Raw genomic sequence first — 23,636 nt, 5'->3', positions numbered from 1 at the left:
CAGGAGCCTCAGTGGTGCCCCGGCCGGTCGGGGATAGTTTGAGGCGTTATCAACCTCCGCCCGGCCTCCGCAGGTTGATAACGCCTCAAAGTATCCCGGGGAACGCACCACCAGCCCCACCGGACCCACGGGTCTCCGGGCTCGGACGGCGCCGGATGATCAGGCCGGGGGTGGGCTGCCGAAGGGGGCGAGCAGGGTGCGCAGGAGGTCGGCCAGGCGGGCCTGGTCGGGGCGGGGGAGGTCGGCCAGGAGGGCTCGCTCGGCGTTGAGCAGGGCCTCGAAGGCGCCGTCGACGGCCGCCTTGCCCTCGGGGGTGAGGCGCACGATCACGCCGCGCCGATCCTCGGGGTCGGGGTAGCGCTCGACGAGCCCGCGGGCGGCGAGGCGGTCGACCCGGTTGGTCATGGTGCCGCTGGTCACCAGGGTCTCGCGCAGCAGCCTGCCGGGGGAGAGCTCGTAGGGCGCCCCGGCCCGGCGCAGCGCCGCGAGGACGTCGAACTCCCACGACTCGATCCCGTGCGCGCTGAACGCCTCGCGCCGGGCCAGGTCGAGGTGCCGGGACAGGCGGGTGATGCGGGAGAAGACCGCCACCGGCTCGAGGTCGAGGTCGTCGCGCTCCCGTGCCCAGGCCTCGACCAGCTCGTCCACCTCGTCGCGCATGCCCCCAGCATACCCAGGTGTCGAGAATCTTGACATCGAGACAGTCTGCCGTCAGGATCGAAGTATCTTGACATCAAGACATCTTGGAGGATGTGTGCAGCCCGAGACCCACAGGCCCCACTCCTGGGACCCCGACCGCTACCTCGCCTACGCCGACGAACGCAGCAGGCCGTTCGTCGACCTGATCGCGCAGATCCGCGCCACGAGTCCGCGGACCGTCGTCGACCTCGGCTGCGGTCCCGGCAACCTGACCGCGCTGCTCGCCGCGCGCTGGCCGAACGCCGACGTGCTCGGCCTCGATTCCAGCCCGGAGATGATCGCGACCGCGCGAGCGCGCGCCGACGACGTCCGCTACGAGCAAGCGGACCTGCGCGAATGGATCCGGACAGCCCAGGGCGACCCGGTCGACGTCGTCGTCTCGAATGCCACGCTCCAGTGGCTGCCCGAGCATCTGGACCTGCTGCCCGGCCTCGTGGCCGCCGTCCGCCCCGGCGGCTGGCTGGCCTTCCAGGTGCCGGGCAACTTCGAGGAGCCGAGCCACACGATCCGCCGCGAGCTGGCCGCCGAGGACGCGTACGCCCCGCACGTCGAAGGAGTCGCCCACCCCTCGAGCCACGAGCCGACCGCCTACCTCGACGCCCTGACCCGCCTCGGCTGCGAGGTGAACGCCTGGGAGACCACCTACCTGCACGTGCTCGACGGCACGGACGACCCCGACCCCGTCTTCACCTGGGTCAGCGCGACCGGCGCGCGGCCCACACTGCAGGCGCTTCCCGCCGACCTCCGCGGAACCTTCGAGGACGAGTTCCGCCGCCGACTCGCCCTGGCCTATCCGGTCCGCGCCGACGGCGGCGTGGTGCTCCCGTTCCGCCGGATCTTCGCCGTGGCGCAGGTGCCGGAGGGGGACCGCCGATGAGACTTCACCACGTGCAGGTGGCCTGCCCTCCGGGCGGCGAGGATGCGGCCCGGCGGTTCTACGCCGACGCGCTCGGCCTCACCGAGGTCGAGAAGCCCGAGCCGCTGCGAGGTCGCGGTGGGGCATGGTTCCGCGCCTTCGACGGGGCCGGCGACGTCGTCGCCGAGATCCACGTCGGCGTCGAGGAGCCGTTCGCTCCCGCCCGCAAGGCGCACCCCGCGCTCCTGCTCGACACCGTCGCCGACCTCGACTCCGCTGCCGCGCGGATCGAGGCGGCGGGCTTCGGCATCGACCACACCCAGCGCGACACCTTCCCGGGCTATCTCAGGCTCCACGCGACCGACCCCCACGGCAACCGCGTCGAACTGCTCGCCGCACCCTGAGGGCGACGGAACAAGCGCCGCTCGTTGCGAGTTCAACCACCATGACCGACTACGCGAACACGCTGGAGTTCGGGGTGTTCCTCACCCCCGACGCGAACGGGTTCGACGGCCTGCTCACCTCGGCACAACTGGCCGAGGTGAGCGGGTACGACCTGCTGACGGTGCAGGACCACCCGTACCAGAAGTCCTTCCTCGACGCCTGGACGCTGCTGTCGTTCCTCGGCGCGCGTACCTCGGCGATCCGGCTCTCCCCGAACGTCGCCAACCTCCCGCTGCGCCCGCCCGTCGTCCTGGCGAAGGCAGCGGCCAGCCTCGACGTCCTCACCGGCGGCCGGGTCGAGCTCGGCCTCGGCGCGGGTGCGTTCTGGGACGCCGTCGTCGCGGCCGGCGGTCCGCGTCGCACGCCGGGCGAGGCCGTCGATGCGCTGGCCGAGGCGATCGAGCTGATGCGCGCGTTCTGGGCCGGGGGCCGGGTCGACTTCGACGGCACCTACTACGGCGCGCACGGACTCGGCGCCGGTCCGCTTCCCACCCGGCAGATCCCCATCTGGATCGGCGCACTCAAGCCGCGGATGCTGCGGCTGACCGGACGGCTCGCCGACGCGTGGGTGCCGAGCCTCGGCTTCGCGCCGCCCGAGCAGATCCCCGAGATGGCCGCGATCATCGACGAGGCGGCGCTGGCCGCCGGCCGGTCACCGGCCGACGTCCGCCGGATGTACAACATCCATGGGCGATTCGGGACCGGCCGCGGGCTGCTCGAAGGCAGCCCGGCTGACTGGGCCGAGCAGCTCGCCGGGCTCACTCTCGAGCACGGGTTCAGCACCTACGTGCTTGCTGCCGATGACCCCTCGATGATCGAGCGCTTCGCCGCCGAGGTCGCACCCGCCGTCCGCGAACTGGTCGAGGTCGAGCGGGAGCGAGCGGCCCTCGACCAGCCGGCCGAGCCCGTCGCGCCGACCACCGAGCCGATCGAGGTCCCGGCGGCCGCAGGCGCCGACACCTCCCTTCCGGTGCCCGCCACGCCCGACGACGGCACCCGTCTCTCCGGCGAACGCGTCTGGGACGAGTCCACCCGTCCCACGCGACCCGAGCCTGCCGGCCAGGACTACCGGCCCGACCAGCGCGCCGCGGCCCAGCACCTGGTCGACATCCACGACCACCTGCGCGGCGAGCTCGCCCAGGTCCGCGACGTCCTCGCCCAGGTGCGCTCGGGCTCGATGGACGTCGGCTCGGCGCGATCGGCCATCAACACGATGACGATGCGGCAGAACAACTGGACCCTCGGCGCCTACTGCGAGGCCTACTGCCGCGTGGTCACCGGCCATCACACGCTCGAGGACACCGCGGTCTTCCCGCACCTGCGGCACGCCGACCCCGGGCTCGCGCCGGTGCTCGACCGGCTGGTCGAGGAGCACCACGTGATCCACGACGTCCTGGACCGTTTCGACCGGGCGCTGGTCGCGCTGGTCGCCGACGAGGACGGCACCGCTCTGGACGGCGTCGAGGACGCCGTCGACCTCCTCTCGGACACCCTGCTCTCGCACCTGGCCTACGAGGAGCGGGAACTGCTGGGTCCGCTGGCTCGCTTCGGCTACTACTGAGAGGCGTTCCCAGGGCGGCTCGGCCGCTCCTCAGAACGCGGGTCCTCGGCTGAGGGCCGCGTGGAGTCCGCCGGCGAGGAAGTCGGTGAGGAACTCCAGGTCGGCCAGGGTGTCCTCCAGTGCCTGCGTGGTGGCCACGGACTCGGCGGGGAGCTGGGCCACCTGGGTCACGAACAGCTGCATCGAGGTGACGATGGCGCGGTCGATGTCGGCCTCGTCGGCATAGGGGAAGGCCATCCGCGCCACCTCCGACCGGATCCGCGTGGTCTCCGGATCCGAGACCCGGTCGCGATCGCGCCGCAGGAGCTGGTCGATCACCTTCACCCACCGCAGCCCGCTCTCGCGGTGCGCGCGCAGCATCTCCTCGTAGGGATGGGTGAGTGAGCGCACCACCTCGGCCGGCGTGGCCGAGCCCTGGTCGAGCAGGCGTCGGGCCTCCTCGATCACGCCCGCGACCACCTCGTCGCCGTGGTGTGCAAGCACGGCGTCGAGCAGGCCGTCCTTGGTGCCGAAGTGGTAGTGGACGGTCGCCGGGCCGACGCCGGCGGCCCGGTTGACCGCACGGATCGAGACCGCGTCGATGCCTTCCTCGGCGAACGCCTGCAAGGCGGCGGCGATCAGGAGATCGCGTCCGCCTACGTCGGGTCGTGCGCTCATGGGGGACCTTCCTCGTCGGCGGGCACTCGCAGTCTAGGCGGCGCCTATCGACTGACTGGATCGACTTCACCGATCACTAGCACAAATCAATCGCGCCAATCACTTGACCCAATCACTTGATCGGCATAGTGTCCAGGATCACAGTCCGCGGCAGAAGAGGCCGGGGACACCCCAGCCGGACAGGACCAGGAGGGTCGTGATGACAGCGCTGACCGAGGTGAAGATCCCGCACAGTGGCTCGGTCGAGCACGTCGAGATCGGGGAGTGGCTGGTCGCTCCGGGCGCCGTCGTCGCCGAGGGCGACGTCCTGGCCGACGTGAGCACCGACAAGGTCGACACCGAGCTGGAGTCCCCGGCAGCCGGCCGGGTGCTGCGGCTGCTGCACGAGGAGGGCGACGAGGTGCCGGTGGGCACCGTCGTGGTGCTGCTCGTCCAGGCCGACGCCAGCGACGAGGACGCCGCGGCCGCGCTCGCCGCGTACACCGGGTCATGACCGCCACCCTCGGCGAGCCGACCGCCCCGGACGGCTACGCGGACGTGCCGTGCGAGGTCGTGCGCCTCAAGGCCAGACGCCGGGCGATCGCGCGGAGCATGGAGGTCGCCGGCCGGATCCCGTGCCTGACCGCCGACATGCAGATCGACCTCGGCGCTCTCCTCGAGGCCCGCACCGCCTATCACGACGCCGCGTCCACCGGCGGCCGGCTGTCGGTCATGGCCTTCCTCGCCCGTGCCGCGGTCGACACCCTGGCGGAGTTCCCCGACTTCAACGCCAGCTACACCGAGCGGGCCCTCGTGCGCTGGACGCCGGTCAACCTCAGCGTCGCGGTCGACTCCGCCGGTGGCCTCGTGGTTCCGGTGGTGCGTCAGGCCGACCGGCTCGACGTCGTCGAGCTCGGCGCCCGCATCGCCGTGCTGGCTCAGCGCGCCCGCGACGGCGACCTGAGCCTGGACGACCTCGCCGGCGGCACCTTCACGCTCTCGAACCCCGGCGCGGTCGGTCCGGTGCTCCGCGCCGAGGCCTTGCTGAACCCGCCCCAGGTCGCCCTTCTCGGACTGCCCGCAATGAAGAAGATCCCGGTCGTGGTGGCCGATGCCGACGGGAACGACCGGGTGGAGATCCGCACGGTCGTGTGCCCCTCGCTCACCTTCGACCACCGGGTCCTCGACGGCGCCGAGGCCGTCCGCTTCCTCGATGCCCTGCGGCGCCGCGTCGAGGGCTGGTCCCTCGCCGACTACCTGACCCCCGCCGACTCCGATGCCAGAGGTGACGCATGACCACGACCAAGCCCGACCGACTCGACGAGGCGGCAGACCAGACGGCGCCGGCGCTCGACAACGACCAGCTCGAGACGATGATGTACCGCGCCGCCCTGGCCCGCGGCGTCGAGGATCTCTTCGCACGGTGGGCAGCCGACAACACCTTCCAGGGCTGGTGGCACCCCGGTCGGGGTCAGGAGGGCTGTGCGGTCGGGTTGATGGCCGCGCTGGGCCCCGACGACCAGATCATGTGGTACCACCGCGGCGCCAACTGGCCGATCGCCCGCGGCATGGCCCTCGAGCCGATCATCGCCGACCTGCTCGGCCGCACCAACGGCAGCACCGGCGGCAAGGGCGGCGGCGCACCGCACTGGGTCGACTGGGACCTCGGCCTGATCGGCTCGGGCGGCACGCTCGGCACCGCGCACGTCCTGGGGGGCGGCCTCGCGCTGGCCAAGCAGGTACTCGGCAGGCCCGGTATCGCGGTCGCCGGCTTCGGCGACGGCACTGCGTCGCGGGGCACCTTCCACGAGACGCTCATCCAGGCCGCCGCCTGGAAGCTGCCGCTGCTGTACTTCTGTGAGAACAACGGCTGGGCGGTCGGCACCTCCTTCGCCGACTCCTCGCCGACCGCCACGATCGCCGAGCGGGCCGCGGCGTACGGCGTCCCGGGTGAGCGGGTCGACGGGCAGGACCCCGTCGCCGTGCACGCCGCGGTGATGCGGGCCCGGGCGCACATCGACGCAGGCCACGGACCGGCGCTCGTCGAGGCGGTCACCTACCGCGTCGGCGGCCACTACTTCGGCGACGTCGGCAACTACCGCCCCGACGGGGAGATGGACGGCTACCGCGACCCGCTCGATGTGCTCGCCGCGCGGCTCGACCCGAGTGTGGTCGAACGCATCCGAACCGACGCCGACGCCGAGGTGGCCGCCGCCGCCGAGCGCGCACTTGCCGGACCGATCCCCGACGGCGACATCATCTTCGACCACCTCTACGCGGAGTGAACCGATGACCCAGCAGACGACCGAAGCACGCACCCCCCGGACCACCAAGAAGCTCCGGTACCAGCAGGCGATCGGACTGGCGATCGAGGAGGAGATGCGCCGCGACGAGCGCGTCTTCGCCATGGGGCAGGACCTCACCAGCCTCGGAGGCCAGTTCGGACTCTCCCGCGGCCTGATCGACTCCTTCACCGAGAACCGGGTCCGCGACACCGGCGTCGTCGAGACGTTCATGATCGGCGCGGCCTGCGGCGCGGCGCTCGGCGGCGCGGTGCCGGTGGTCGACATCACCTTCTCCGACTTCATGTTCATCGCCGGCGACGAGATCTTCAACAAGCTCGCCAAGTGGCGCTTCATGCACGGCGGAACCCCGAACGAGCTGCCCGTCACGGTCATCGCCGGCACCGGCGTGCTCGGCGGGTCGGGGGCCGAGCACAACTCCAGCCTGGAGGCCCACCTCCTGCACAACCCCGGGCTCAAGGTGGCGGTCCCCTCCACCCCGGCCGACGTGAAGGGCCTGTTGAAGTCGGCGATCCGCGACCCCGACCCGGTGATCTTCATGCCGAACAAGGGACTCTTCTTCACCCGCGGCGAGGTGCCACTCGACGACGACTTCACGATCCCGCTCGGCGTGGCCTCGACGCCGCGCCAGGGCGACGCGGCCACGATCATCACCTACAGCGGCAGCGTCCCGCTCGTCCTGGACGCCGCCGACCAGCTCGCCGCCGACGGCATCGACGTGGAGGTCATCGACCTGCGCACGATCGTGCCGCTCGACTGGGACGCCGTGCTGTCCTCGGTCGAGCGCACCGGCCGCGCGATGGTGGTCCACGAGGCAGTGACCACCGGTGGCGTGGGCGCGGAGATCGCCGCCCGTCTCCAGGCCGAGCTCTTCGGCCGACTCGAGGCGCCGGTGCTGCGGGTGTGCGGCAAGGACACCCACATCCCGCAGAACGCCCATCTGGAGAAGTACTGCCTGCCGTCGGTCGAGGAGATCCTCGCCGGCGCCCGGGCCCTGGTGTCCACCGAGCGACCGGTGCCGCAGCCGGTCGGCTGAATCTGCGCTTCCCCGTTCCTCTTCCCTTCCTGCCCCCGCACTCCCACGACATCATCGACAACCACACTCCACGGAGGTCCCATGACCACGAACGGTCGTGCCAACAAGCTCGCGCCCGGCGGCGCCCCCGTGCGTGGGGGTGAGCGTTCCCGATGGATCGCCGCGATCGCCGTCCTGGTGCTCCTCACCGAGCAGACCGCGCTCGGGTTCCAGCTCATCGCGCCGGCCCTCGGGGGCCTGGCGGCGGAGTTCCAGACCACGCAGATCATCTGGGTGATCACCATCTTCACCCTCGTCGGTGGTGTGATGACGCCGGTCGTCGGCCGGCTCGGCGACAGGTACGGCAAGCGCCGCGTCCTCCTCGGCGCGGCGGCGGTCTCGCTGGTCGGCTCGGTGATCTGCGCACTGGCGCCGAGCTTCGGCGTGCTGCTGGTCGGGCGGGCCCTGATGGGCGTCTCGGCGGCGTTCCTGCCGATCACCTATGCCCTCATCCGCGACGTCTTCCCCGCCACCTGGCGCGACATGTCGATCAGCATCGCCACCAACGGCGTCGGCGTCGTCACGATCGCAGGGCCGTTCCTGGCCGGCTTCCTGATCGACAACATCTCCTTGGAGTCGGTGTTCTGGTTCACCGCCGCGCTCTCGACGGTGGGTGCGCTCGGCACGATCGCCCTGGTGCCCGAGAGCCCCGTGCGCAACCGCGAGCCGATCGACGTCGCCGGCGCCGTCGTGCTGGTGATCGGCATGCTCGGCCTGCTGCTGGGCATCTCCCAGGTGCAGAACTGGGGCCTGACCAGTGGCCGCACGCTCCTGTGTCTCGGCGCCTCGCTCGCGGTGCTGGTGGGCTGGTGGGTCTACGAGTCGCGGATCGCGCACCCGTTCGTCGACACGCGTCTGCTGCGCCAGCGGCCCTTCGCCACGGTGATCTTCGCCCACGGGTTCGCGGTCAGCGCGATCACCGTCATCGCCAGCTACCTGCCGACCTTCCTGCAGACCCCCCGCGCGCTCGGTGGCGACTACGGCTTCGGTCTGGACGCCACCGGCGTCGCCAAGTACCTCGTCATCCCCGGCATCCTCACCGTCGTGGGCGGAGTGGCGGTCGGTGCGCTCTCGCGGCGCTACGGCTTCCGGTCGTTCCTGATGCTCGGCTCGCTGCTGATCGCCGCCGGCTCGGTGGGCCTCTCGCTCCTCACCACCGAGTCGTGGATGCCGATCGCGATGTACGGCCTGGTGGGCATCGGCGCCATGGTCTACGCCGCCGGCCCGAACCTGATGATGACCCTGTCCCCGGCCGCCCACCGCGGCGTGTCGGCAGGGATGCTCGGTGCCGCCGCCTCGGTGATCAGCTCGGCGGCCGCTCAGGTGGCCGGGCTGCTGCTCAACGAGAACGTGAGCCGGGTGGTCGGCGGCTACCCGATCTACAGCTCGCACGGCGTGTTCCTCGCCTTCTCGGTCGCGGCGGCGATCGCCATCCTCGGCTTCGTGATCGCGCTGTTCGTCCCGCGCGAGCGGCGCGTCGACGGCGTCGCCGTGGCCGACGACGTCGTCGAGGTCCCCGGCAGCGACGGCCACACCTCAACGCCGCCGTCCGACGGCGAGCTCGCGACCCGATGAGAGCCGCGGCCCTGCGCGAGGGGGACATCGTCGTCACCGAGGTCCCCGAGCCGCCCGCGCCGTCAGCCGGGCAGCTCCAGATCGAGGTCGCCGCATGCGGCATCTGCGGCAGCGACCTGAGCCTGGTCAAGGACGCCGAGAACTTCGTGCGCGTGGCCGAGCGCGGACGGTTCCCGCTGGCCGCCTTCGACCCGACGCGGCCGGTGGTGCCCGGACACGAATATGCCGGGACCGTCGTCGCGGTCGGTTCGGACGTCGCCGACTTCGGTGTCGGCGACCTGGTCACCGGGATCGGGGTCGCCACCGATCCGGGCACCGGCGTACCGACGATCATCGGCTACTCCAACGACTACCCGGGCGGCTACGCCGAGCGGGTCACGGTGGATGCTGGCTACGCCCGCCACGTGCCCGACGGCCTGAGCCTGGAGGCGGCCACCCTGGCCGAGCCGCTGCACGTGGGGGAGACCCACGTGCAGCAGTCCGGGATCAGGGCCGACGACGTCGCGCTCGTGATCGGCGCCGGCACGATCGGTCTCGGCGTCGTGATCGCCCTTGCCGCTCGCGAGGTCCCGCTCATCGTCGTGGTCGAGCCGTCGCCCCGACGTCGCGAGCTCGCGCAGACCCTCGGTGCCCACGTCGTCGTCGAGCCACCCTCCCAGGGACCGGTCGCGGCGATCGCCGACCTTGCCGAAGGCCGACGGGTCGTCGCCTACGAGTGCTCCGGGCGAGCCGGCACGCTCGGCTTCCTCGCCGAGAACCTGCCCTTCGGCTCGGCGATCCAGGTCGTGGCCTCCCCGTTCGCGGAGGAGTCGTTCGTGCCGGTGATCGCACAATGGCACCAGATCGTCATCAACTTCGGCTCCGGTCCGGTGGACGACCCCTACGGCCGCACGCTGGCGCGACTGGCCGCCGGTGAGATCGACCCCGACCTGTTCCTCACCGGCCAGGTAGGACTCGACGGCGTCGCCCGGGCGTTCGAGGACCTCAAGGACCCGGAGGCGCACGTGAAGATCCTGGTCCGTCCGGGCCGGCGTTGACTCGAGTCCGTCGCTACACACCCTTGGCCGGGTTCACACGGTGGTCTGGTCCGCGTGGCCTACGGCCGAGACGGCGAGCACCTTCTGCTCACCGACGAAGCGCCGCTGGATCCAGGTGGCGAGCAGCGTGAGCAGCAGGTTCACCACGATGTAGAGAGCAGCGATCACGATGTAGACCGGCACGTGGTTGTGGAACTCGAGGTAGAGCGGCTTCCCGACCGCGGTGAGGCCGGGCGCCGCGATCACGTAGCCGAGACTGGTGTCCTTCAAGGTCACCACGCACTGGCTGATGATCGCGGGGATCATGATCTTGATCGCCTGCGGTAGGAGCACGATCCACATCACCTGGCTCTTGCGCATCCCGATCGCGTAGGCGGCCTCCGCCTGTCCGCGCGGGACCGCGAGCACGCCCGCGCGGAACACCTCGGCGAGCACCGCGCCGTTGTAGAGCGTGAGCGCGAAGACGACGCACCAGAACGGGCCGACCGTGCCGCGGGTGATGCCGTAGAGGTAGAAGAAGATGATCATCAACATGACCACCGGGATGGCCCGGAACAGCTCGACGATCGCCCAGCACGGGACGCGCACCACCGCGTGGTCGGAGAGCTTCCCGATGCCGAGGAGGAGGCCGAGGACCACGGCGCCGACGATGCTCGCGCCCGCCAACTTGAGGGTCTGGAGCAGGCCGTCGACCAGGATGTAGCGCAGGTAGCTCGGGGTGGTGAACACCTCCCACTTGTCGGCCTCGAACTGGCCCTTCTCGGCCAGCCGGAGCACCACGAACGCGAACGCGGCGGCGATCACGACAAGCGTCAGGACGGTATAGACGCGGTGCCGCCGGATCGTCCTCGGTCCGGGTGCGTCGTAGAGGATGCTCTCGCTCATCGCGCCACGCTCCAGCGTCGTTCGAGCCGATTGCTGAGGAAGGACAGCAACTCGACCAGGACCACGAAGACGAGCACGAAGACCCCGATCGGCCACATCTTCGGCCACGTTCCGGGAGTGTCGTCGAGTAGTTGCTTGAGGGCGTAGGCGGCCTCGAGGACCAGCACGCTCACCGCCACGGTGGTGTTCTTCAGCAGCGCGATCAGCGTGCTGGCCAGGGGCGGAAGTGCGGCCCGCATGGCCTGGGGCAGCACGACGAAGCGCATCACGCCGCCGAACGAGAGGCCGATCGCTCGTGCAGCCTCGGCCTGCCCGACCGGCACGGCGTTGACGCCGGAGCGGAGGGCCTCGCACACGAAGCACGAGGTGTAGAGGATCAGGCCGACCACGGCGCCCGCGAAGGCGTTGGTCATCCGGATGTCGCCCCAGCCGGTGTGGATGACGATCTTCACGAACTGGAAGTTGATCCCGATCTTCGGGGCCGCCAGCGACAGGAACAGCAAGATCAGGAGGAGCGGCGTGTTGCGCACCAAGGTCACATAGACCGCAGCAGTGCGGCGCATGATCGCGACCGGCCCCACCCGCAGCGATACCAGCACGGTGCCGAGGGCCAGCGAGCCGATCGCGGAGAAGACGAACAGCAGCAGTGTGGTCGCGAAGGCCACGCCGATCATCTGATAGTTGTCCACGACGACGTCCATGCGGCTCGTGCGGCTCCTCTCGTGTCTTGGTCGGCGCGCGCCGTTGTTCAGGCCGGCGGGGCCGGAGCCGTCAGGTCGACGGCCCCGGCCCCGCCTCCCCGTCAGCTACAGGAGTCGAGCGCCGGCGGCTCCGGCGTCTCGGCGCCGGAGGCGCCGAGAGTCGACTCGAACGCCTGGGCCCAGGTGCCGTCGTCGTAGGCCTTCTGAAGCACGTCGTTGATCCACTGGCACATCTCGGGGTGGTCCTTGCCGTACCCGATGCCGATCCGCTCCTCGGAGAACGGGTCCCCGACGACCTTCAGCTCGCCGTCGTACTGCGCGGCGAGACCCAGCAGGATCGAGCCGTCGGTCGACATCGCGGGCACCGAGCCGTCCGAGACCTGCTCAGCGCAGATGCTGTAGGTGTCGGCGGGCACGCCGACGGCCCCCTCCTCGTTGATGTGCTCCAGTGACGTCGAGCCGGACGCAGCGCAGACCTCCTCGCCCTGGAGGTCCTCGATCGACTCGACGTCGCTGTCGCTCTTGACCAGCACCTGCTGCCCGGTGAGGAAGTAGGGGCCGGCCTGTCCGACCTTCTCCCGACGCTCGTCGGTGATGGAGTACGACGCTGCCACGAGGTCGACACGTCCGGCCTCCAGGTACGGCTCGCGGTTGTCGGAGATGGTCTCCTCGTAGTTGACCTTGCCGGTGTCGTCGGGGTCGATGCACAGATCGGCGACCAGCAGCTTGGCCATCTCGACGTCGAACCCGGCGGGGATCTTGTCTGCACCCCCCTTGAAGCCGAGCCCCGGCTGGTCGAACCGGACGCCGACGTTGATCGTGCCCGCATCGGCGAGCTCGGCCATCCGCGAGCCCTCCTCGAACTTGCCGTCGCAGTCGTCCGCGGCGTTGATCTCCGGGGCGCTGGCGTCGTTGCCCGAGTCGCCCCCGTCGTCCGAGCCGGCGTCGCCGCAGGCGGTGAGCGCCCCGGCCAGCACGATCGCGGCCGAGACCGCCTTGAACTTGATGAATCTCATCCGATGCTCCATTCCGAGTGTGGTCCGGTGTGCTGATTCGTTGCTCGTTGCTCGTTGCTCGTTGCTCGTTGCTCGTTGCTCGGTATTCAGTGCTTCAGGATCTTGCCGAGGAAGTCCTTGGCTCGATCGCTCTGCGGGTTGGTGAAGAACGACTCGGGGTCGCTCTCCTCGGCGATCGCGCCATCGGCCATGAACACGACGCGATCGGCGGCGGTGCGAGCGAACCCCATCTCGTGGGTGACCACCACCATCGTCATGCCGCCTCGGGCGAGGCTGACCATGACGTCGAGGACCTCCTTGATCATCTCGGGGTCGAGGGCCGAGGTGGGCTCGTCGAAGAGCATCACCTTCGGATCCATGGCCAGGGCACGGGCGATCGCGACCCGCTGCTGCTGGCCGCCGGAGAGCTGCGCGGGGTACTTCGCGGCCTGGTGGCCCACTCCAACCCGGTCGAGCAGCTCCTTGGCGCGTGCCTCGGCCTCGGCCTTCGGCTGCTTGCGCACCTTGATCGGGCCGAGAGTGACGTTCTCCAGGATCGTCTTGTGCGCGAACAGGTTGAAGCTCTGGAACACCATCCCGACGTCGGCGCGCAGATGAGCGAGCTCCTTGCCCTCCTGGGGCAGCGGCCTGCCGTCGAGGGTGATGGTGCCGCCGTCGATGGTCTCGAGTCGGTTGATCGTCCGGCACAGGGTGGACTTGCCCGACCCCGAGGGCCCGATCACCACGACCACCTCGCCCTGACGGACCGACAGGTCGATGTCCTTGAGCACGTGGAGCTCGCCGAACCACTTGTTGACGTCGTCGAGCACGACGAGCGGCTCCCTGATCGCCCCGGGCTCAGGATCGCCCTTCTCCAGCCCCGTGATGCCGGTCATGCGTGGAGACCCTAGTGCCACCTAGTCACAACGGGCTATGCCTCGCCTGATGTGACCAGACTGTTACCGGTAACGGGTGGTTCGACGCAGACGGCCGCCGCCGTCCCCGATCCCGCCGTCCGGGGTTCTTCGAAGCCCCCGGACTCGCCGTACCCTGGACCGGTCATGAGCAGCATTGATTCAGGGGCACGCACCTACGAGGTCCGCACCTACGGGTGCCAGATGAACGTCCACGACTCCGAGCGGCTCACCGGGCTGCTGGAGGAGGCCGGCTATGCCGCCGCGCCCGAGGGCGAGCAGGCCGACGTCGTGGTGTTCAACACCTGCGCGGTCCGCGAGAACGCCGACAACCGGCTCTACGGCAACCTCGGCCACCTCGCGCCGATCAAGGCCGCGCGGCCCGGCATGCAGATCGCCGTGGGCGGCTGCCTGGCGCAGAAGGACCGCACCACGATCACCGAGCGGGCGCCGTACGTCGACGTCGTGTTCGGCACCCACAACATCGGATCGCTCCCGGCGCTGCTGGAGCGGGCCCGGATCGCCGAGGAGGCGCAGGTCGAGATCCTGGAGTCGTTGGAGGTCTTCCCCTCCACGCTGCCGACCAAGCGCGACTCCGCCTACGCCGCCTGGGTGTCGGTGTCGGTGGGCTGCAACAACACCTGCACGTTCTGCATCGTGCCCGCGCTGCGCGGCAAGGAGAAGGACCGCCGCCCGGGCGAGATCCTCGCCGAGATCGAGGCGCTGGTGGCCGACGGCGTCAGCGAGATCACCCTGCTCGGCCAGAACGTCAACGCCTACGGCGTGGAGTTCGGCGACCGTCAGGCCTTCTCCAAGCTGCTGCGCTCGTGCGGGTCGATCGAGGAGCTCGAGCGGGTCCGGTTCACCTCGCCGCACCCGGCGGAGTTCACCGACGACGTCATCGAGGCGATGGCCGAGACCCCCAACGTGATGCCGCAGCTGCACATGCCGCTGCAGTCCGGCTCCGACCGCCTGCTGCGGGCGATGCGCCGCTCCTACCGCCGCGAGCGCTTCCTCGGCATCATCGAGCGGGTGCGTGCGGCGATGCCCGAGGCCGCGATCACCACCGACATCATCGTCGGCTTCCCCGGCGAGACCGAGGAGGACCACCAGGCCACGATGGACGTCGTGCGCGAGGCCCGGTTCGCCGGCGCCTTCACCTTCCAGTACTCCAAGCGCCCGGGCACGCCGGCCGCGACGATGGCCGACCAGGTGCCCGCAGACGTCGTCCGCGACCGCTACGACCGGCTGGTCGAGCTGGTCAACGACGTCGCCTGGACCGAGAACAAGGCGCTGGTCGGGCGCACCGTCGAGCTGATGGTCGCCGAGGGGGAGGGCCGCAAGGACGCCGCCACCCGGCGCCTGTCGGGCCGCGGACCCGACAACCGGCTGGTCCACTTCAGCGCGCCGGAGTCTCCGCTGGAGCCGGTGCGACCCGGCGACCGCGCAACCGTCGAGATCACCTACGCCGCTCCCCACCACCTGGTCGCCGACCGGGTGCTGTCGACGCGCCGCACCCGGTCCGGCGACGCATGGGAGGCCCGCACCGCCGAGCCGACGCCTGCCGGTGTCTCGCTCGGGATGCCGGGCGTCGGCGTCCCGGCGCCGCTGCCGGTGAGCGACGCCCCGGCGTGCGGCTCGTAGTCAGGCGCTGATCAGGAGTCCTTGCTGCGCGGGTCGAGCGAGGGGTAGCCGGCCTTCGGGGGGATCCCCTCGGGGTTCGTCTCGGGGCTGCCGGCCGACTGCTCGGGCGGTGGCTCCTCGTCGGAGTGGTCGTGCTCGGCGTCCGCGGCGGCGCCGGTGGGCCGGACGCCGGTCGTGCCGTGCTGGCCCGGGCCCGTGGGGCCCTCCCGCTCGCTGCTGACCCCCATCTCGCCCTCGGTGCTCTGGTCGGACTCGGTGACGTCGTACTTCTCCGGCCCGCTCGCCGGATCGCGGTCCTCGTGGCGTTCGCTCATGCCGGTGACTCCTCCTCGTCCTCCTCCAGCTCGGGATCCTCGGACTCGGTGGCCTGGGTCGAGGTGTCCTCGAGCTGCTTCATCTCATCAGGCAGGGCGTCCTCGACTGCCGGGTTGTCGTCGGGGTCGAGGTCGTGCGCGACCGGACCGCCCGGCTCGTGCTCGCGACCGGTGTCGTGGTCGATGGAGTCGACCCCGCCCGGCGGGGGCTCCTTCGGCTCGGCCTGCGGCTCGGGCTGCTCGGCCAAGTCGTCGGTGTGCTCGTCGGATCCGCTCATCGGCGCCTCCCAGTGGTCGTGCCGGGTCTAGAACCCGAACGTGGTGTATCCCTCGATCGTGCCCGCCCGCAGGGCATCGAGCACCACCCGTTCGTGCGGGACCACCGGCTGCGGCAGGTCGTCGAGGGCGTCGAGCGCGCACCAGCGCAGCTCGGCGCACTTGGTGGGCTCCAGGATCCGCGGCTCGCCGGCCCACGAGCTCGCGGAGAAGAAGAAGTCGACCCGCTCGTCGATCGCCTGGTCGTGGCGGGTGCGCTGCATCGCGGTGAGGAAGGTCAGCTCGACGTCGGTGACCCCGATCTCCTCGCGGGTCTCCCGGTGGGCCGCAGCGACCGCGGTCTCCCCGGCCTCGACGTGACCGGCGGCGGCCGCCGCCCAGTGCTCGTCCATGTAGCCGGTGCCGCGCCGGAGCTGGAGGAGCACCTCGACGCCGGTCGTACTGTCCGGGCCGTGCTGGGTGTGCTGGTTGTGCTGGCCGTCTCGCAGCAGGAAGACGTACGCCGCCGGTACGACCGTGAACCGGCCGTGCGCGGCGGCGTAGCGATCGGTGTAGCCGTCGACCACGACCTACCTCAGGTCGTCGTTCTTGCCGTCGAGACTGTCGAGGGCGTCCTTGGCCTTCGCGGTGCCGGTCTCGATCTTGTCGGAGAACTTGCCGCCGGTCTTGTCGTCGACGAAGTCGGCCGTCTTGTCGATGCCGGACTCGATCTTGTCGCCGTGCTGGTCGACGGCGTCGGCCACCTTGTTCTTCGCGTCGTCGAGGAATCCCATGAGAACCACTCCTGCTGTCTGAGGCCGGCTCCGTCGCGGAGCCGCGGGGTTTCCAGCGTAGTGGGCGGTGGTGCTGGTGGCCGGGGGGTGAGGCATGTTACCGACCGTTGTGACCTCTAACCTGCGCTTACAAGCGCAGGCCACAGGTCACATTGGTCAGTAACATGCCCGACCGGCCGACCACCGCGAGCCAGGGAGATGACCCACAGCACGATGTCGAGTCCGCAGACCGAGCTCCCGATCGTGGCGTTGGTGGGTCCGACCGCGGCCGGCAAGACGGGCCTGTCGCTCGACCTCGCCGAGCGGCTGGGTGGCGAGATCGTCAACACCGACGCCATGCAGGTCTACCGGGGCATGGACATCGGGACGGCGAAGCTCCCACCCACCGAGCGCCGAGGCATCCCGCACCACCTGCTCGACACCCTCACGGTCCGCGATCCCGCGACCGTCGCGCAGTTCCAGGAATGGGCGCGCGCGGCGATCGGCGGGATCCGCGGGCGCGGGTCGGTCCCGGTACTCGTCGGCGGGTCGGCGCTCTACACCCGCGCGATCCTCGACCGGTTCGAGTTCCCGGGCACCGACGACGCCGTCCGGGCGCGCTGGGAGGCCGAGCTGGACGCCGTCGGGGCCGCCGCGCTGCATGCCCGCCTCGCCGAGACCGACCCCGCCGCGGCCGCCGCGATCCGGCCCGACAACGCGCGCCGGATCGTCCGCGCCCTCGAGGTCGGCGAGCTCACCGGCCGCTCGTTCACCGCGACGCTGCCCGAGCTCACCTATCTCGACCCGCGCACGGTGCAGATCGGCGTCGAGATCGACCGCCCCACCCTCGACGCGCGCATCGAGCGCCGGGTGGCCCAGATGTACGACGCCGGCCTGGTCGCCGAGGTCGAGCGCCTCCTCGACGAGGGGCTGGCCGAGGGCCGCACCGCCGCGCGCGCCATCGGCTACCAGCAGGTGATCGCCCACTTCGCCGGCGACCTGACTCTCGCCGAGGCGCGCGAGCGCACCGTGATCGCGACCCGGCAGTTCGCGCGCCGGCAGCTGGCCTGGTGGCGCAAGGACCCGCGCATCGTGTGGATCCCGTTCGACGCCGAGGACCGGGTCGACCGCGCTGTCGCGGCAGTGCGCAAGATCGGTCGGGTCTGACCTCCGTTCGCGCGCGAGGATGGGGGTGTGGTGGAGCCCGGCCGTGACCGTCTGCGCGAGCTGCTCGACGCCGTCCTCGACGAGGAGCACGACACGCTGAACGAGATGGCCGACGGCGCGTACTCCTCGCCCTTCCACTTCAGCCGTCAGTTGCGTCGGGACGCCGGCGAGCCGCCGGTCGCGATGCGCCGGCGCGTCATCTTGGAGCGAGCCGCCTGGCAGCTGGCGCAGGGCACCTCGGTCACCGACGTCGCGTTCGCCGCGGGCTACGAGTCGGTCGAGGGCTTCTCGCGTGCCTTCGCGAGGGCGTACGGACACCCGCCCAGCGCGACGTCGCCCCAGCCGCGCGGGCACTGGCTCCCGGCCCCCAATGGCATCCACTTCCATCCGCCGACGTCGCTGTGGGTCGACGCGCACGAGCAGACGGCGAACCCGATGACCCAGCAGCTGGTCGAGCACGACCTCGATGACACCCGGGCCCTGATCGACGCGGCCGTGGCCCTCCCCGAGGCCGACTACCGGCGCAGGCACTTCCCGGGCCACGCGGTCTTGACCTGGGACGGCGAGGAGGCCTCGATCGCCGAGGTGCTGGAGCACATGGTGTGGACCAAGGAGATGTGGCTGGCCTCGATCGACGGCGCCGACGTCCCGGAACGAGGGGCCGACGATCCGGCGTCCCTCCGCAGGCGCCATGACCGCGTCGCGCCCCGCTGGCTCGCCGCGTGGCGCGACGTCGATCGGCGCGGCGCCTGGGGCGACCGCCTGATCGACGCCTTGTGCGAGCCGCCGGAGAGCTTCCAGCTCGCCAGCGTGCTGGCCCACAACGTGACCTTCGCGGCCCACCGGCGTCAGCTGGTCCGCATGATGCTGCGCGCGACCGGGCACCCGACCGACCACGGCGATCCCATCGAGTGGCTACGCCGTCGCGCTGACCCGTCCGCTATAGCCGACGGGTCACCGCGAACCCGACGCTGACCCGTCAGCTATAGCCGACGGGTCAGCGACGAGTGAGGGTCAGCGGCGCGGCTCCGGCGAGCGCGGGTGCACCAGGCGCTTCGTGGTGCGCCCACCGGGCACGTCGATGGAGGCCGTGGACTTGCCCAGGGTGATGGTGAGGTGGGCGATGGCGTCGGACATGATCGAGACCGAGCGCCGGTTGATGTTGGAGATGTCGTCCTCGGGGGAGTGGTAGTTCGGGTCGTAGTCGAGCCCGGCGGTGCCCCCGAACAGGCGCGCCTCCTCCTCGGTCTTGATGCCGTCGCCGCCACTGAACAGGCCGCCCGCGGCGACGCCGTTCTCGATGAAGGCCTGGTAGTCGGAGCGTCCGGAGAAGGCAGTGTCGACGACCGGCTGGCCGATGGCCTTGAAGTACGCGCGGTAGGCGCGCTCGGTCTCGATCGAGCCGGCGGGCACGGGTGCGCTGGCCTCGTAGGTCGACTCGTCGGCGTCGTAGACGCCGATGCGGTAGTTGGGGGAGCCGACCATGTCGTAGTTGAGGTAGGTCGCGATGTCGTCGAGGGCCTCGGGCCGGTTCAGCACCAGGTCGTTGACGTAGTGGGCCGAGCCGAGCAGGCCGAGCTCCTCGGCGCCCCACCAGGCGAAGCGCACGCGGTTCTTCAGCTTGCCCTCCATCTTCTTCAGCTGGACCGCGACCTCCAGCAGCGTCGCGCTGCCCGAGCCGTTGTCGTTGATGCCGGGCCCGTCCTGGACGCCGTCGAGGTGGGCGCCGGCCATCACCACGTTGTCCGCGCGCCCCTTGCGGGTCTCGGCGATCACGTTCCAGGTGCGGCGCTGCTCGACGAGGATGTCGAGATCGAGGGTCGCCGCAACCGGGCCGCTCGCCATCGCCGCGACCAGGGCCTGCCCGTCCTCCTGGGAGATGCTGGTCGTCGGAGCCAGATCCGGGGTCGTGTCGCCGAGCGAGCCGCCGACCAGCGCGCCGGGCGCGTTGTTCCAGATGATGACGGCGTCGGCCCCCGCAGCCTTCGCCACGCGGGACTTGACCGAGAAGTTGCATCCGCCGCGGTGGACCAGGGCGATCTTGCCGGCGGCGTCGATGCCGTCCCAGGTGGCGGCGGCGCAGCCCTGCGGGTCTGCGGGCGCGACCAGGTCCGCGCTCACGCCACCCTCGGGCGTGCCGGGCGAGCCCGAGAACACGTGATTCTCGATCGCCTCGCCGCCGGCGGTGAAGTCGTTGGTCAGGACCCGGGTGTAGGTGAAGTCGAAGTACTGGCGGCGCGGGGTGTAGCCGGCCTCGCGCAGCACGTGCTCGACGTAGCGCGAGGACGCCGCGTAGCCCTGGTGGCCTGCCGCGCGGTCGCCGTAGCGGTCGGCCACGATCTGGAACTGGTCGAGGTGATCGAGGATGGTCTGGGTCTTCACCAGCTGCCGGAGCTTGGTGCTGTCCTTGTCGATCACCGGAGCCTTGGCGGGCTTGTGCGCGACCGGGGCCGCCGTGGCCGAGCCCGCCGACGGCATCGAGGTGGCGGTGAGCGCGGCGGCCACACCGAGTGCGGTGGCGGCGACGGCGAGTGAACGGATGCGACTTCTCGAAGCGCGCATGGGCAATCCTCCCGAGTTGTGACGTGCGACTGACGGCTACACCCTCCCCGATGCCTACCCCGGAGCGCCATAGGCTCTCGCCATGACTCTCCCCGCGCCGGCTCCGGATCGCACCGCCGTCGTCACCGGCGCCTCCTCAGGGATCGGGGCGCAGATCGCCCGCGAGCTGGCCCGTCGCGGGCACAACGTCACGCTGGTGGCGCGCTCGGTCGCGCCGCTGGAGGAGCTCGCCGCGCAGTTGCGCACCGACGGCGTACGGGCCGACGTCGTCGCGGCCGACCTCACCGATCGCCAGACCCGGGCGGGCCTGCTCGGCGCCGTCGAGGGCAAGGGCCTGAACCCCGACATCCTCATCAACAACGCCGGCCTCTCCACCCTGGGGCCGGTCGCCGGCTCCGATCCGGACGCCGAGGTCTCGATGCTCGAGCTCGACGTCGTCGCGGTGGCCGACCTCTGCTCCCGGTTCGCCCCGGGGATGGTCGAGCGCGGCAGGGGCGCCATCCTCAACGTCGCCTCCACCGCGGCCTTCCAGCCGCTGCCCGGGCAGGCCGGTTATGCCGCGGCGAAGGCCTTCGTGCTCAGCTACACCCAGAGCCTGGCCGCCGAGCTGGCCGGGTCCGGCGTCACGGTCACGGCGCTGTGCCCGGGGCCCGTCGAGACGAAGTTCGGGCAACGCGCGGGCTTCGCGGACGGCGACGCCCAGGCCGCGCTCCCGGCGGTCCTTTGGGTCGCGGCCGCAGACGTGGCGCGGGCTGCCGTCGACGGGCTCGACCGCGGTCGCCTGGTCGTGATCCCAGGCGCCGCCAATCGTGTCGGAGCCGCGCTCGCCCAGGTGACCCCGCGCTCCCTGCTGCTCCCGGTGCTGCGCCGCAAGCACCCAGGCCTGTCCTGACCGCTCCCCGGAACCGGGGGCCACCGCCCGAGTACCGTGTGCGCGTGACCACCACTGACGCGCCGCGCACCGGATGGGCCGAGATCGACACCCTCGACGAGCTCACGGCGCTGGTGGGCGAGCCGACGCAGATGGTCAAGGACAAGGTTCGCCCGGCGCTGCTCGACGTCGACCGCGACTGGCTCGCCGCCACACCGTTCTGCGTGCTCGCGACCGCCGACGCCGAGGGCCGGTGCGACGCCTCGCCCAAGGGCGACCCCGCGGGCTCGCTGGTGCACGTGATCGACGACCGCACGATCGCGATCGCCGAGCGGCCCGGCAACCGGCGGGTCGACGGCTACCGCAACGTCGTGGTCAACCCCCACGTCGGCCTCAACTTCCTCATCCCGGGGCGTACCGACACGCTGCGGATCAACGGTCGCGCCCGGCTGGTCACCGAGGCGCCGTTCTTCGACGAGATGATCGTCAAGGGCCATCGCCCGATCCTGGCGCTGGTGGTGGAGATCGAGGAGATCTTCTTCCACTGTGGCAAGGCCTTCCTCCGCTCGAAGCTGTGGGACCCCGAGACGTGGGACCCCGAGGCCCGCGTCCCGCGGCGCGCGGTGGTGGCCTCCCGGGTCGAGCGTGCCGGGGCCGACCTCGCCGAGCTCGACGAGTACTACGACCCGGGCAACTACGAGAAGCGCCTGTACACGACATGACTCCCGAGTACCCCTTCCTCAAGGGGCACGGCACCCACAACGACTTCGTCCTGCTTCCCGATCACGACGGCAGCCGGCACACGGACCTGTCCGAGCAGACCTTGCGCGCGTTGTGCGACCGGCGTGGCGGCATCGGCGGCGACGGCGTGCTGCGCGTCGTCCGGCGCCCCGACGGCTCCGGCGCGGGGGCGGGCCTGTGGTTCATGGACTACCGCAACGCCGACGGCTCGATCGCCGAGATGTGCGGCAACGGCGTCCGCGTCTTCGCCCGGTATCTGGCGACCGAGGGCCTCATCGATCCCGCGCTCCCGCTCGACGTCGACACCCGCGCCGGCATCAAGCGCGTCTGGTTCGAGGACGGGCGACCCGATGGCGAGGTCAGCGTCGACATGGGCGTCCCGCAGCTACTCGGCGCCACCGCGGTGCGCGTCGGCGAGCACGAGTGGAGCGCCACCCATGTCGACATGGGCAACCCGCACGCGGTCGCCTTCGTCGACGACCTCGCGGAGGCCGGGCCGTTGCGGGAGCCCCCGGTCCACGACGAGGGGACCTACCCCCGCGGCGTCAACGTCGAGTTCGTGGTGCGCCGCGGTCCGGCCGAGCTCGCGATGCGCGTGCACGAGCGGGGGTCGGGGGAGACCCAGGCGTGCGGCACCGGGGCCTGCGCCGTCGCCGTGGCCGCCACCGAGGCGTTCGGTCTCGACCGGGACCTCGACCTGGCGGTCGAGCAGCCCGGCGGCGTCGTCACGGTCCGCTGGACGGCGGAGGGCCGCGTCGTCATGACCGGCCCGGCGGTTCTCGTGGCGCGTGGGGCCACCGCTCTTTGAACCAGGAGTCGTGACGCGGCGCCGTCGTCCTATGCTCCGGACATGGACCTCAACGGATCTTCTGCCATCGTCACGGGAGCGGCCTCGGGCATCGGTGCCGCTGCCGCTCGCCAGCTCGCCGCCCTCGGGTGCACGGTCGTCGTCGCCGACGTCCAGGCCGAGAAGGGGGAGGCGCTGGCCGAGGAGATCAAGGGCGTCTTCGCGCTGGTCGACGTCACGCAGACCGAGCAGATCACCGCCGCGGTCGAGGCGGCGGCCGACATCGCACCGCTGCGCGCGGTGGTCAACTCCGCCGGCATCGGCGGCGCGCAGCGCACCATCGGGCGCGACGGCCAGATCGAGTCGGCGCACGCGCTCGACTTCTTCGCCAAGGTGGTCGGGATCAACCTGATCGGCACCTTCGACATGGTGCGCCAGGCGGCCACCGTGATGAGCCGCAACGAGCCCGACGCCGACGGCTGCCGAGGCGCGATCGTCAACCTGGCCAGCGTGGCCGCCTTCGACGGACAGATCGGCCAGGCGGCCTACGCCTCGTCCAAGGGCGGCGTCGTCGGGATGACGCTGCCGGTGGCGCGCGACCTGTCGGCGTCCGGCATCCGCCTCAACACCGTGGCCCCCGGCCTCATCGACACCCCCATCTACGGCGAGGGCGAGGAGGCCGAGGCGTTCAAGGCCAAGCTGGGCGAGAGCGTGCTGTTCCCCAAGCGCCTCGGCGTGCCCGACGAGCTGGCCTCGATGGTGGTCGAGTGCCTCACCAACTCCTACATGAACGGCGAGACCGTCCGACTCGACGGCGGCATCCGGATGCCACCGAAGTAGT

At 71.1% G+C, this 23,636-nt stretch carries 27 protein-coding genes; 16 read left to right on the top strand and 11 right to left on the bottom strand.

Annotation, left to right across the window (positions count from 1 at the left end):
* Positions 1-159: 159 nt before the first annotated feature.
* The gene (locus tag WMR31_RS00670) at positions 160-660 is read right to left on the bottom strand and encodes a MarR family winged helix-turn-helix transcriptional regulator (protein WP_340536838.1); all 501 of its coding nucleotides are present in this window, start codon (positions 658-660) and stop codon (positions 160-162) included.
* A 94-nt stretch (positions 661-754) separates the two neighbouring features.
* Between WMR31_RS00670 and WMR31_RS00665 the strand changes: the two genes are divergently transcribed.
* The 3 genes from WMR31_RS00665 to WMR31_RS00655 are packed head-to-tail and all read left to right on the top strand — an operon-like array spanning position 755 to position 3,560.
* Positions 755-1,576, top strand: coding sequence for a methyltransferase domain-containing protein (locus WMR31_RS00665; RefSeq protein ID WP_340536837.1), 822 nt, complete (start codon positions 755-757; stop codon positions 1,574-1,576).
* Positions 1,573-1,959 (top strand): VOC family protein, encoded by a 387-nt coding sequence (locus tag WMR31_RS00660; protein WP_340536836.1) that lies wholly within the window; start codon positions 1,573-1,575, stop codon positions 1,957-1,959. Before WMR31_RS00665 ends, WMR31_RS00660 begins: the two co-directional genes overlap by 4 nt.
* A 41-nt stretch (positions 1,960-2,000) precedes the next feature.
* Entirely contained in the window at positions 2,001-3,560 is a 1,560-nt protein-coding gene (locus WMR31_RS00655; protein ID WP_340536835.1) for an LLM class flavin-dependent oxidoreductase, read from the top strand.
* 30 nt (positions 3,561-3,590) lie between these two features.
* On the opposite strand, the gene WMR31_RS00650 is transcribed toward WMR31_RS00655, so the two are convergent.
* Complete coding sequence (locus tag WMR31_RS00650; protein ID WP_340536834.1) at positions 3,591-4,217, bottom strand: TetR/AcrR family transcriptional regulator; 627 nt, start codon at positions 4,215-4,217, stop codon at positions 3,591-3,593.
* A 199-nt stretch (positions 4,218-4,416) separates the two neighbouring features.
* Between WMR31_RS00650 and WMR31_RS00645 the strand changes: the two genes are divergently transcribed.
* The 6 genes from WMR31_RS00645 (at position 4,417) to WMR31_RS00620 (ending at position 10,186) form a co-directional block, all read left to right on the top strand.
* Positions 4,417-4,710: a lipoyl domain-containing protein gene (locus WMR31_RS00645; protein WP_340536833.1), complete on the top strand. Its 294-nt coding sequence runs from the start codon at positions 4,417-4,419 to the stop codon at positions 4,708-4,710.
* On the top strand, positions 4,707-5,492 hold the full coding sequence (locus tag WMR31_RS00640; RefSeq protein WP_340536832.1) for a 2-oxo acid dehydrogenase subunit E2: 786 nt from the start codon (positions 4,707-4,709) through the stop codon (positions 5,490-5,492). The genes WMR31_RS00645 and WMR31_RS00640 overlap by 4 nt, the downstream gene beginning before the upstream one ends.
* A complete protein-coding gene (locus WMR31_RS00635; RefSeq protein ID WP_340536831.1) occupies positions 5,489-6,481 on the top strand; it encodes a thiamine pyrophosphate-dependent dehydrogenase E1 component subunit alpha in 993 nt (330 codons plus the stop codon). The genes WMR31_RS00640 and WMR31_RS00635 overlap by 4 nt, the downstream gene beginning before the upstream one ends.
* 4 nt (positions 6,482-6,485) lie before the next feature.
* Positions 6,486-7,535: an alpha-ketoacid dehydrogenase subunit beta gene (locus WMR31_RS00630; protein ID WP_340536830.1), complete on the top strand. Its 1,050-nt coding sequence runs from the start codon at positions 6,486-6,488 to the stop codon at positions 7,533-7,535.
* A gap of 81 nt (positions 7,536-7,616) precedes the next feature.
* Positions 7,617-9,149, top strand: coding sequence for an MFS transporter (locus WMR31_RS00625; RefSeq protein WP_340536829.1), 1,533 nt, complete (start codon positions 7,617-7,619; stop codon positions 9,147-9,149).
* Positions 9,146-10,186, top strand: coding sequence for an alcohol dehydrogenase catalytic domain-containing protein (locus WMR31_RS00620; RefSeq protein ID WP_340536828.1), 1,041 nt, complete (start codon positions 9,146-9,148; stop codon positions 10,184-10,186). Before WMR31_RS00625 ends, WMR31_RS00620 begins: the two co-directional genes overlap by 4 nt.
* 33 nt (positions 10,187-10,219) lie before the next feature.
* Here the strand turns inward: WMR31_RS00620 and WMR31_RS00615 are convergent, their stop codons facing one another.
* The 4 genes from WMR31_RS00615 to WMR31_RS00600 all read right to left on the bottom strand — a co-directional run bounded on the left by WMR31_RS00615 (position 10,220) and on the right by WMR31_RS00600 (position 13,663).
* On the bottom strand, positions 10,220-11,071 hold the full coding sequence (locus WMR31_RS00615) for an amino acid ABC transporter permease (protein WP_340536827.1): 852 nt from the start codon (positions 11,069-11,071) through the stop codon (positions 10,220-10,222).
* Positions 11,068-11,772, bottom strand: a complete 705-nt coding sequence (locus tag WMR31_RS00610; protein WP_340536826.1) for an amino acid ABC transporter permease — start codon at positions 11,770-11,772, stop codon at positions 11,068-11,070. The genes WMR31_RS00615 and WMR31_RS00610 overlap by 4 nt, the downstream gene beginning before the upstream one ends.
* 101 nt (positions 11,773-11,873) lie before the next feature.
* Positions 11,874-12,788, bottom strand: coding sequence for a glutamate ABC transporter substrate-binding protein (locus tag WMR31_RS00605; protein WP_340536825.1), 915 nt, complete (start codon positions 12,786-12,788; stop codon positions 11,874-11,876).
* 86 nt (positions 12,789-12,874) lie between these two features.
* Positions 12,875-13,663, bottom strand: coding sequence for an amino acid ABC transporter ATP-binding protein (locus tag WMR31_RS00600; RefSeq protein ID WP_340536824.1), 789 nt, complete (start codon positions 13,661-13,663; stop codon positions 12,875-12,877).
* Positions 13,664-13,828: 165 nt separating this feature from the next.
* Between WMR31_RS00600 and miaB the strand changes: the two genes are divergently transcribed.
* Positions 13,829-15,325 (top strand): tRNA (N6-isopentenyl adenosine(37)-C2)-methylthiotransferase MiaB, encoded by a 1,497-nt coding sequence (gene miaB, locus WMR31_RS00595; protein ID WP_340536823.1) that lies wholly within the window; start codon positions 13,829-13,831, stop codon positions 15,323-15,325.
* A gap of 11 nt (positions 15,326-15,336) precedes the next feature.
* On the opposite strand, the gene WMR31_RS00590 is transcribed toward miaB, so the two are convergent.
* Genes WMR31_RS00590 through WMR31_RS00575 form a run of 4 tightly spaced genes read right to left on the bottom strand, consistent with a single transcriptional unit; the run spans position 15,337 to position 16,688 of the window.
* A complete protein-coding gene (locus tag WMR31_RS00590) occupies positions 15,337-15,639 on the bottom strand; it encodes a hypothetical protein (RefSeq protein WP_340536822.1) in 303 nt (100 codons plus the stop codon).
* On the bottom strand, positions 15,636-15,917 hold the full coding sequence (locus WMR31_RS00585; RefSeq protein WP_340536821.1) for a hypothetical protein: 282 nt from the start codon (positions 15,915-15,917) through the stop codon (positions 15,636-15,638). The genes WMR31_RS00590 and WMR31_RS00585 overlap by 4 nt, the downstream gene beginning before the upstream one ends.
* Before the next feature lie 27 nt (positions 15,918-15,944).
* Entirely contained in the window at positions 15,945-16,481 is a 537-nt protein-coding gene (locus tag WMR31_RS00580) for an NUDIX domain-containing protein (protein WP_340536820.1), read from the bottom strand.
* A 3-nt stretch (positions 16,482-16,484) separates the two neighbouring features.
* Complete coding sequence (locus tag WMR31_RS00575; protein WP_340536819.1) at positions 16,485-16,688, bottom strand: antitoxin; 204 nt, start codon at positions 16,686-16,688, stop codon at positions 16,485-16,487.
* 213 nt (positions 16,689-16,901) lie between these two features.
* On the opposite strand from WMR31_RS00575, the gene miaA reads away from it, so the two are divergent.
* Positions 16,902-17,834 (top strand): tRNA (adenosine(37)-N6)-dimethylallyltransferase MiaA, encoded by a 933-nt coding sequence (gene miaA, locus WMR31_RS00570; RefSeq protein ID WP_340536818.1) that lies wholly within the window; start codon positions 16,902-16,904, stop codon positions 17,832-17,834.
* A gap of 27 nt (positions 17,835-17,861) precedes the next feature.
* Positions 17,862-18,809, top strand: a complete 948-nt coding sequence (locus WMR31_RS00565) for a helix-turn-helix domain-containing protein (protein ID WP_340536817.1) — start codon at positions 17,862-17,864, stop codon at positions 18,807-18,809.
* A 39-nt stretch (positions 18,810-18,848) separates the two neighbouring features.
* Here WMR31_RS00565 and WMR31_RS00560 read toward each other — a convergent pair whose 3' ends face one another.
* A complete protein-coding gene (locus WMR31_RS00560; protein WP_340536816.1) occupies positions 18,849-20,396 on the bottom strand; it encodes a M20/M25/M40 family metallo-hydrolase in 1,548 nt (515 codons plus the stop codon).
* 82 nt (positions 20,397-20,478) lie between these two features.
* Here WMR31_RS00560 and WMR31_RS00555 point away from each other — a divergent pair, with 82 nt between their 5' ends.
* Genes WMR31_RS00555 through WMR31_RS00540 form a run of 4 tightly spaced genes read left to right on the top strand, consistent with a single transcriptional unit; the run spans position 20,479 to position 23,635 of the window.
* Positions 20,479-21,288 carry an SDR family NAD(P)-dependent oxidoreductase gene (locus WMR31_RS00555; RefSeq protein ID WP_340536815.1) on the top strand — a complete coding sequence of 270 codons (810 nt, stop codon included), beginning with the start codon at positions 20,479-20,481 and terminating at the stop codon, positions 21,286-21,288.
* Between the two features lie 44 nt (positions 21,289-21,332).
* Positions 21,333-21,989, top strand: coding sequence for a pyridoxamine 5'-phosphate oxidase family protein (locus WMR31_RS00550; protein ID WP_340536814.1), 657 nt, complete (start codon positions 21,333-21,335; stop codon positions 21,987-21,989).
* The gene (gene dapF / locus WMR31_RS00545; protein WP_340536813.1) at positions 21,986-22,816 is read left to right on the top strand and encodes a diaminopimelate epimerase; all 831 of its coding nucleotides are present in this window, start codon (positions 21,986-21,988) and stop codon (positions 22,814-22,816) included. The genes WMR31_RS00550 and dapF overlap by 4 nt, the downstream gene beginning before the upstream one ends.
* Before the next feature lie 42 nt (positions 22,817-22,858).
* A complete protein-coding gene (locus tag WMR31_RS00540) occupies positions 22,859-23,635 on the top strand; it encodes an SDR family NAD(P)-dependent oxidoreductase (protein ID WP_340536812.1) in 777 nt (258 codons plus the stop codon).
* Position 23,636: the final 1 nt, after the last annotated feature.

This window comes from Nocardioides epinepheli (assembly GCF_037936805.1).
Classification (GTDB): Bacteria; Actinomycetota; Actinomycetes; order Propionibacteriales; family Nocardioidaceae; genus Nocardioides.
This window is presented reverse-complemented; position numbering and strand designations above follow the sequence as displayed.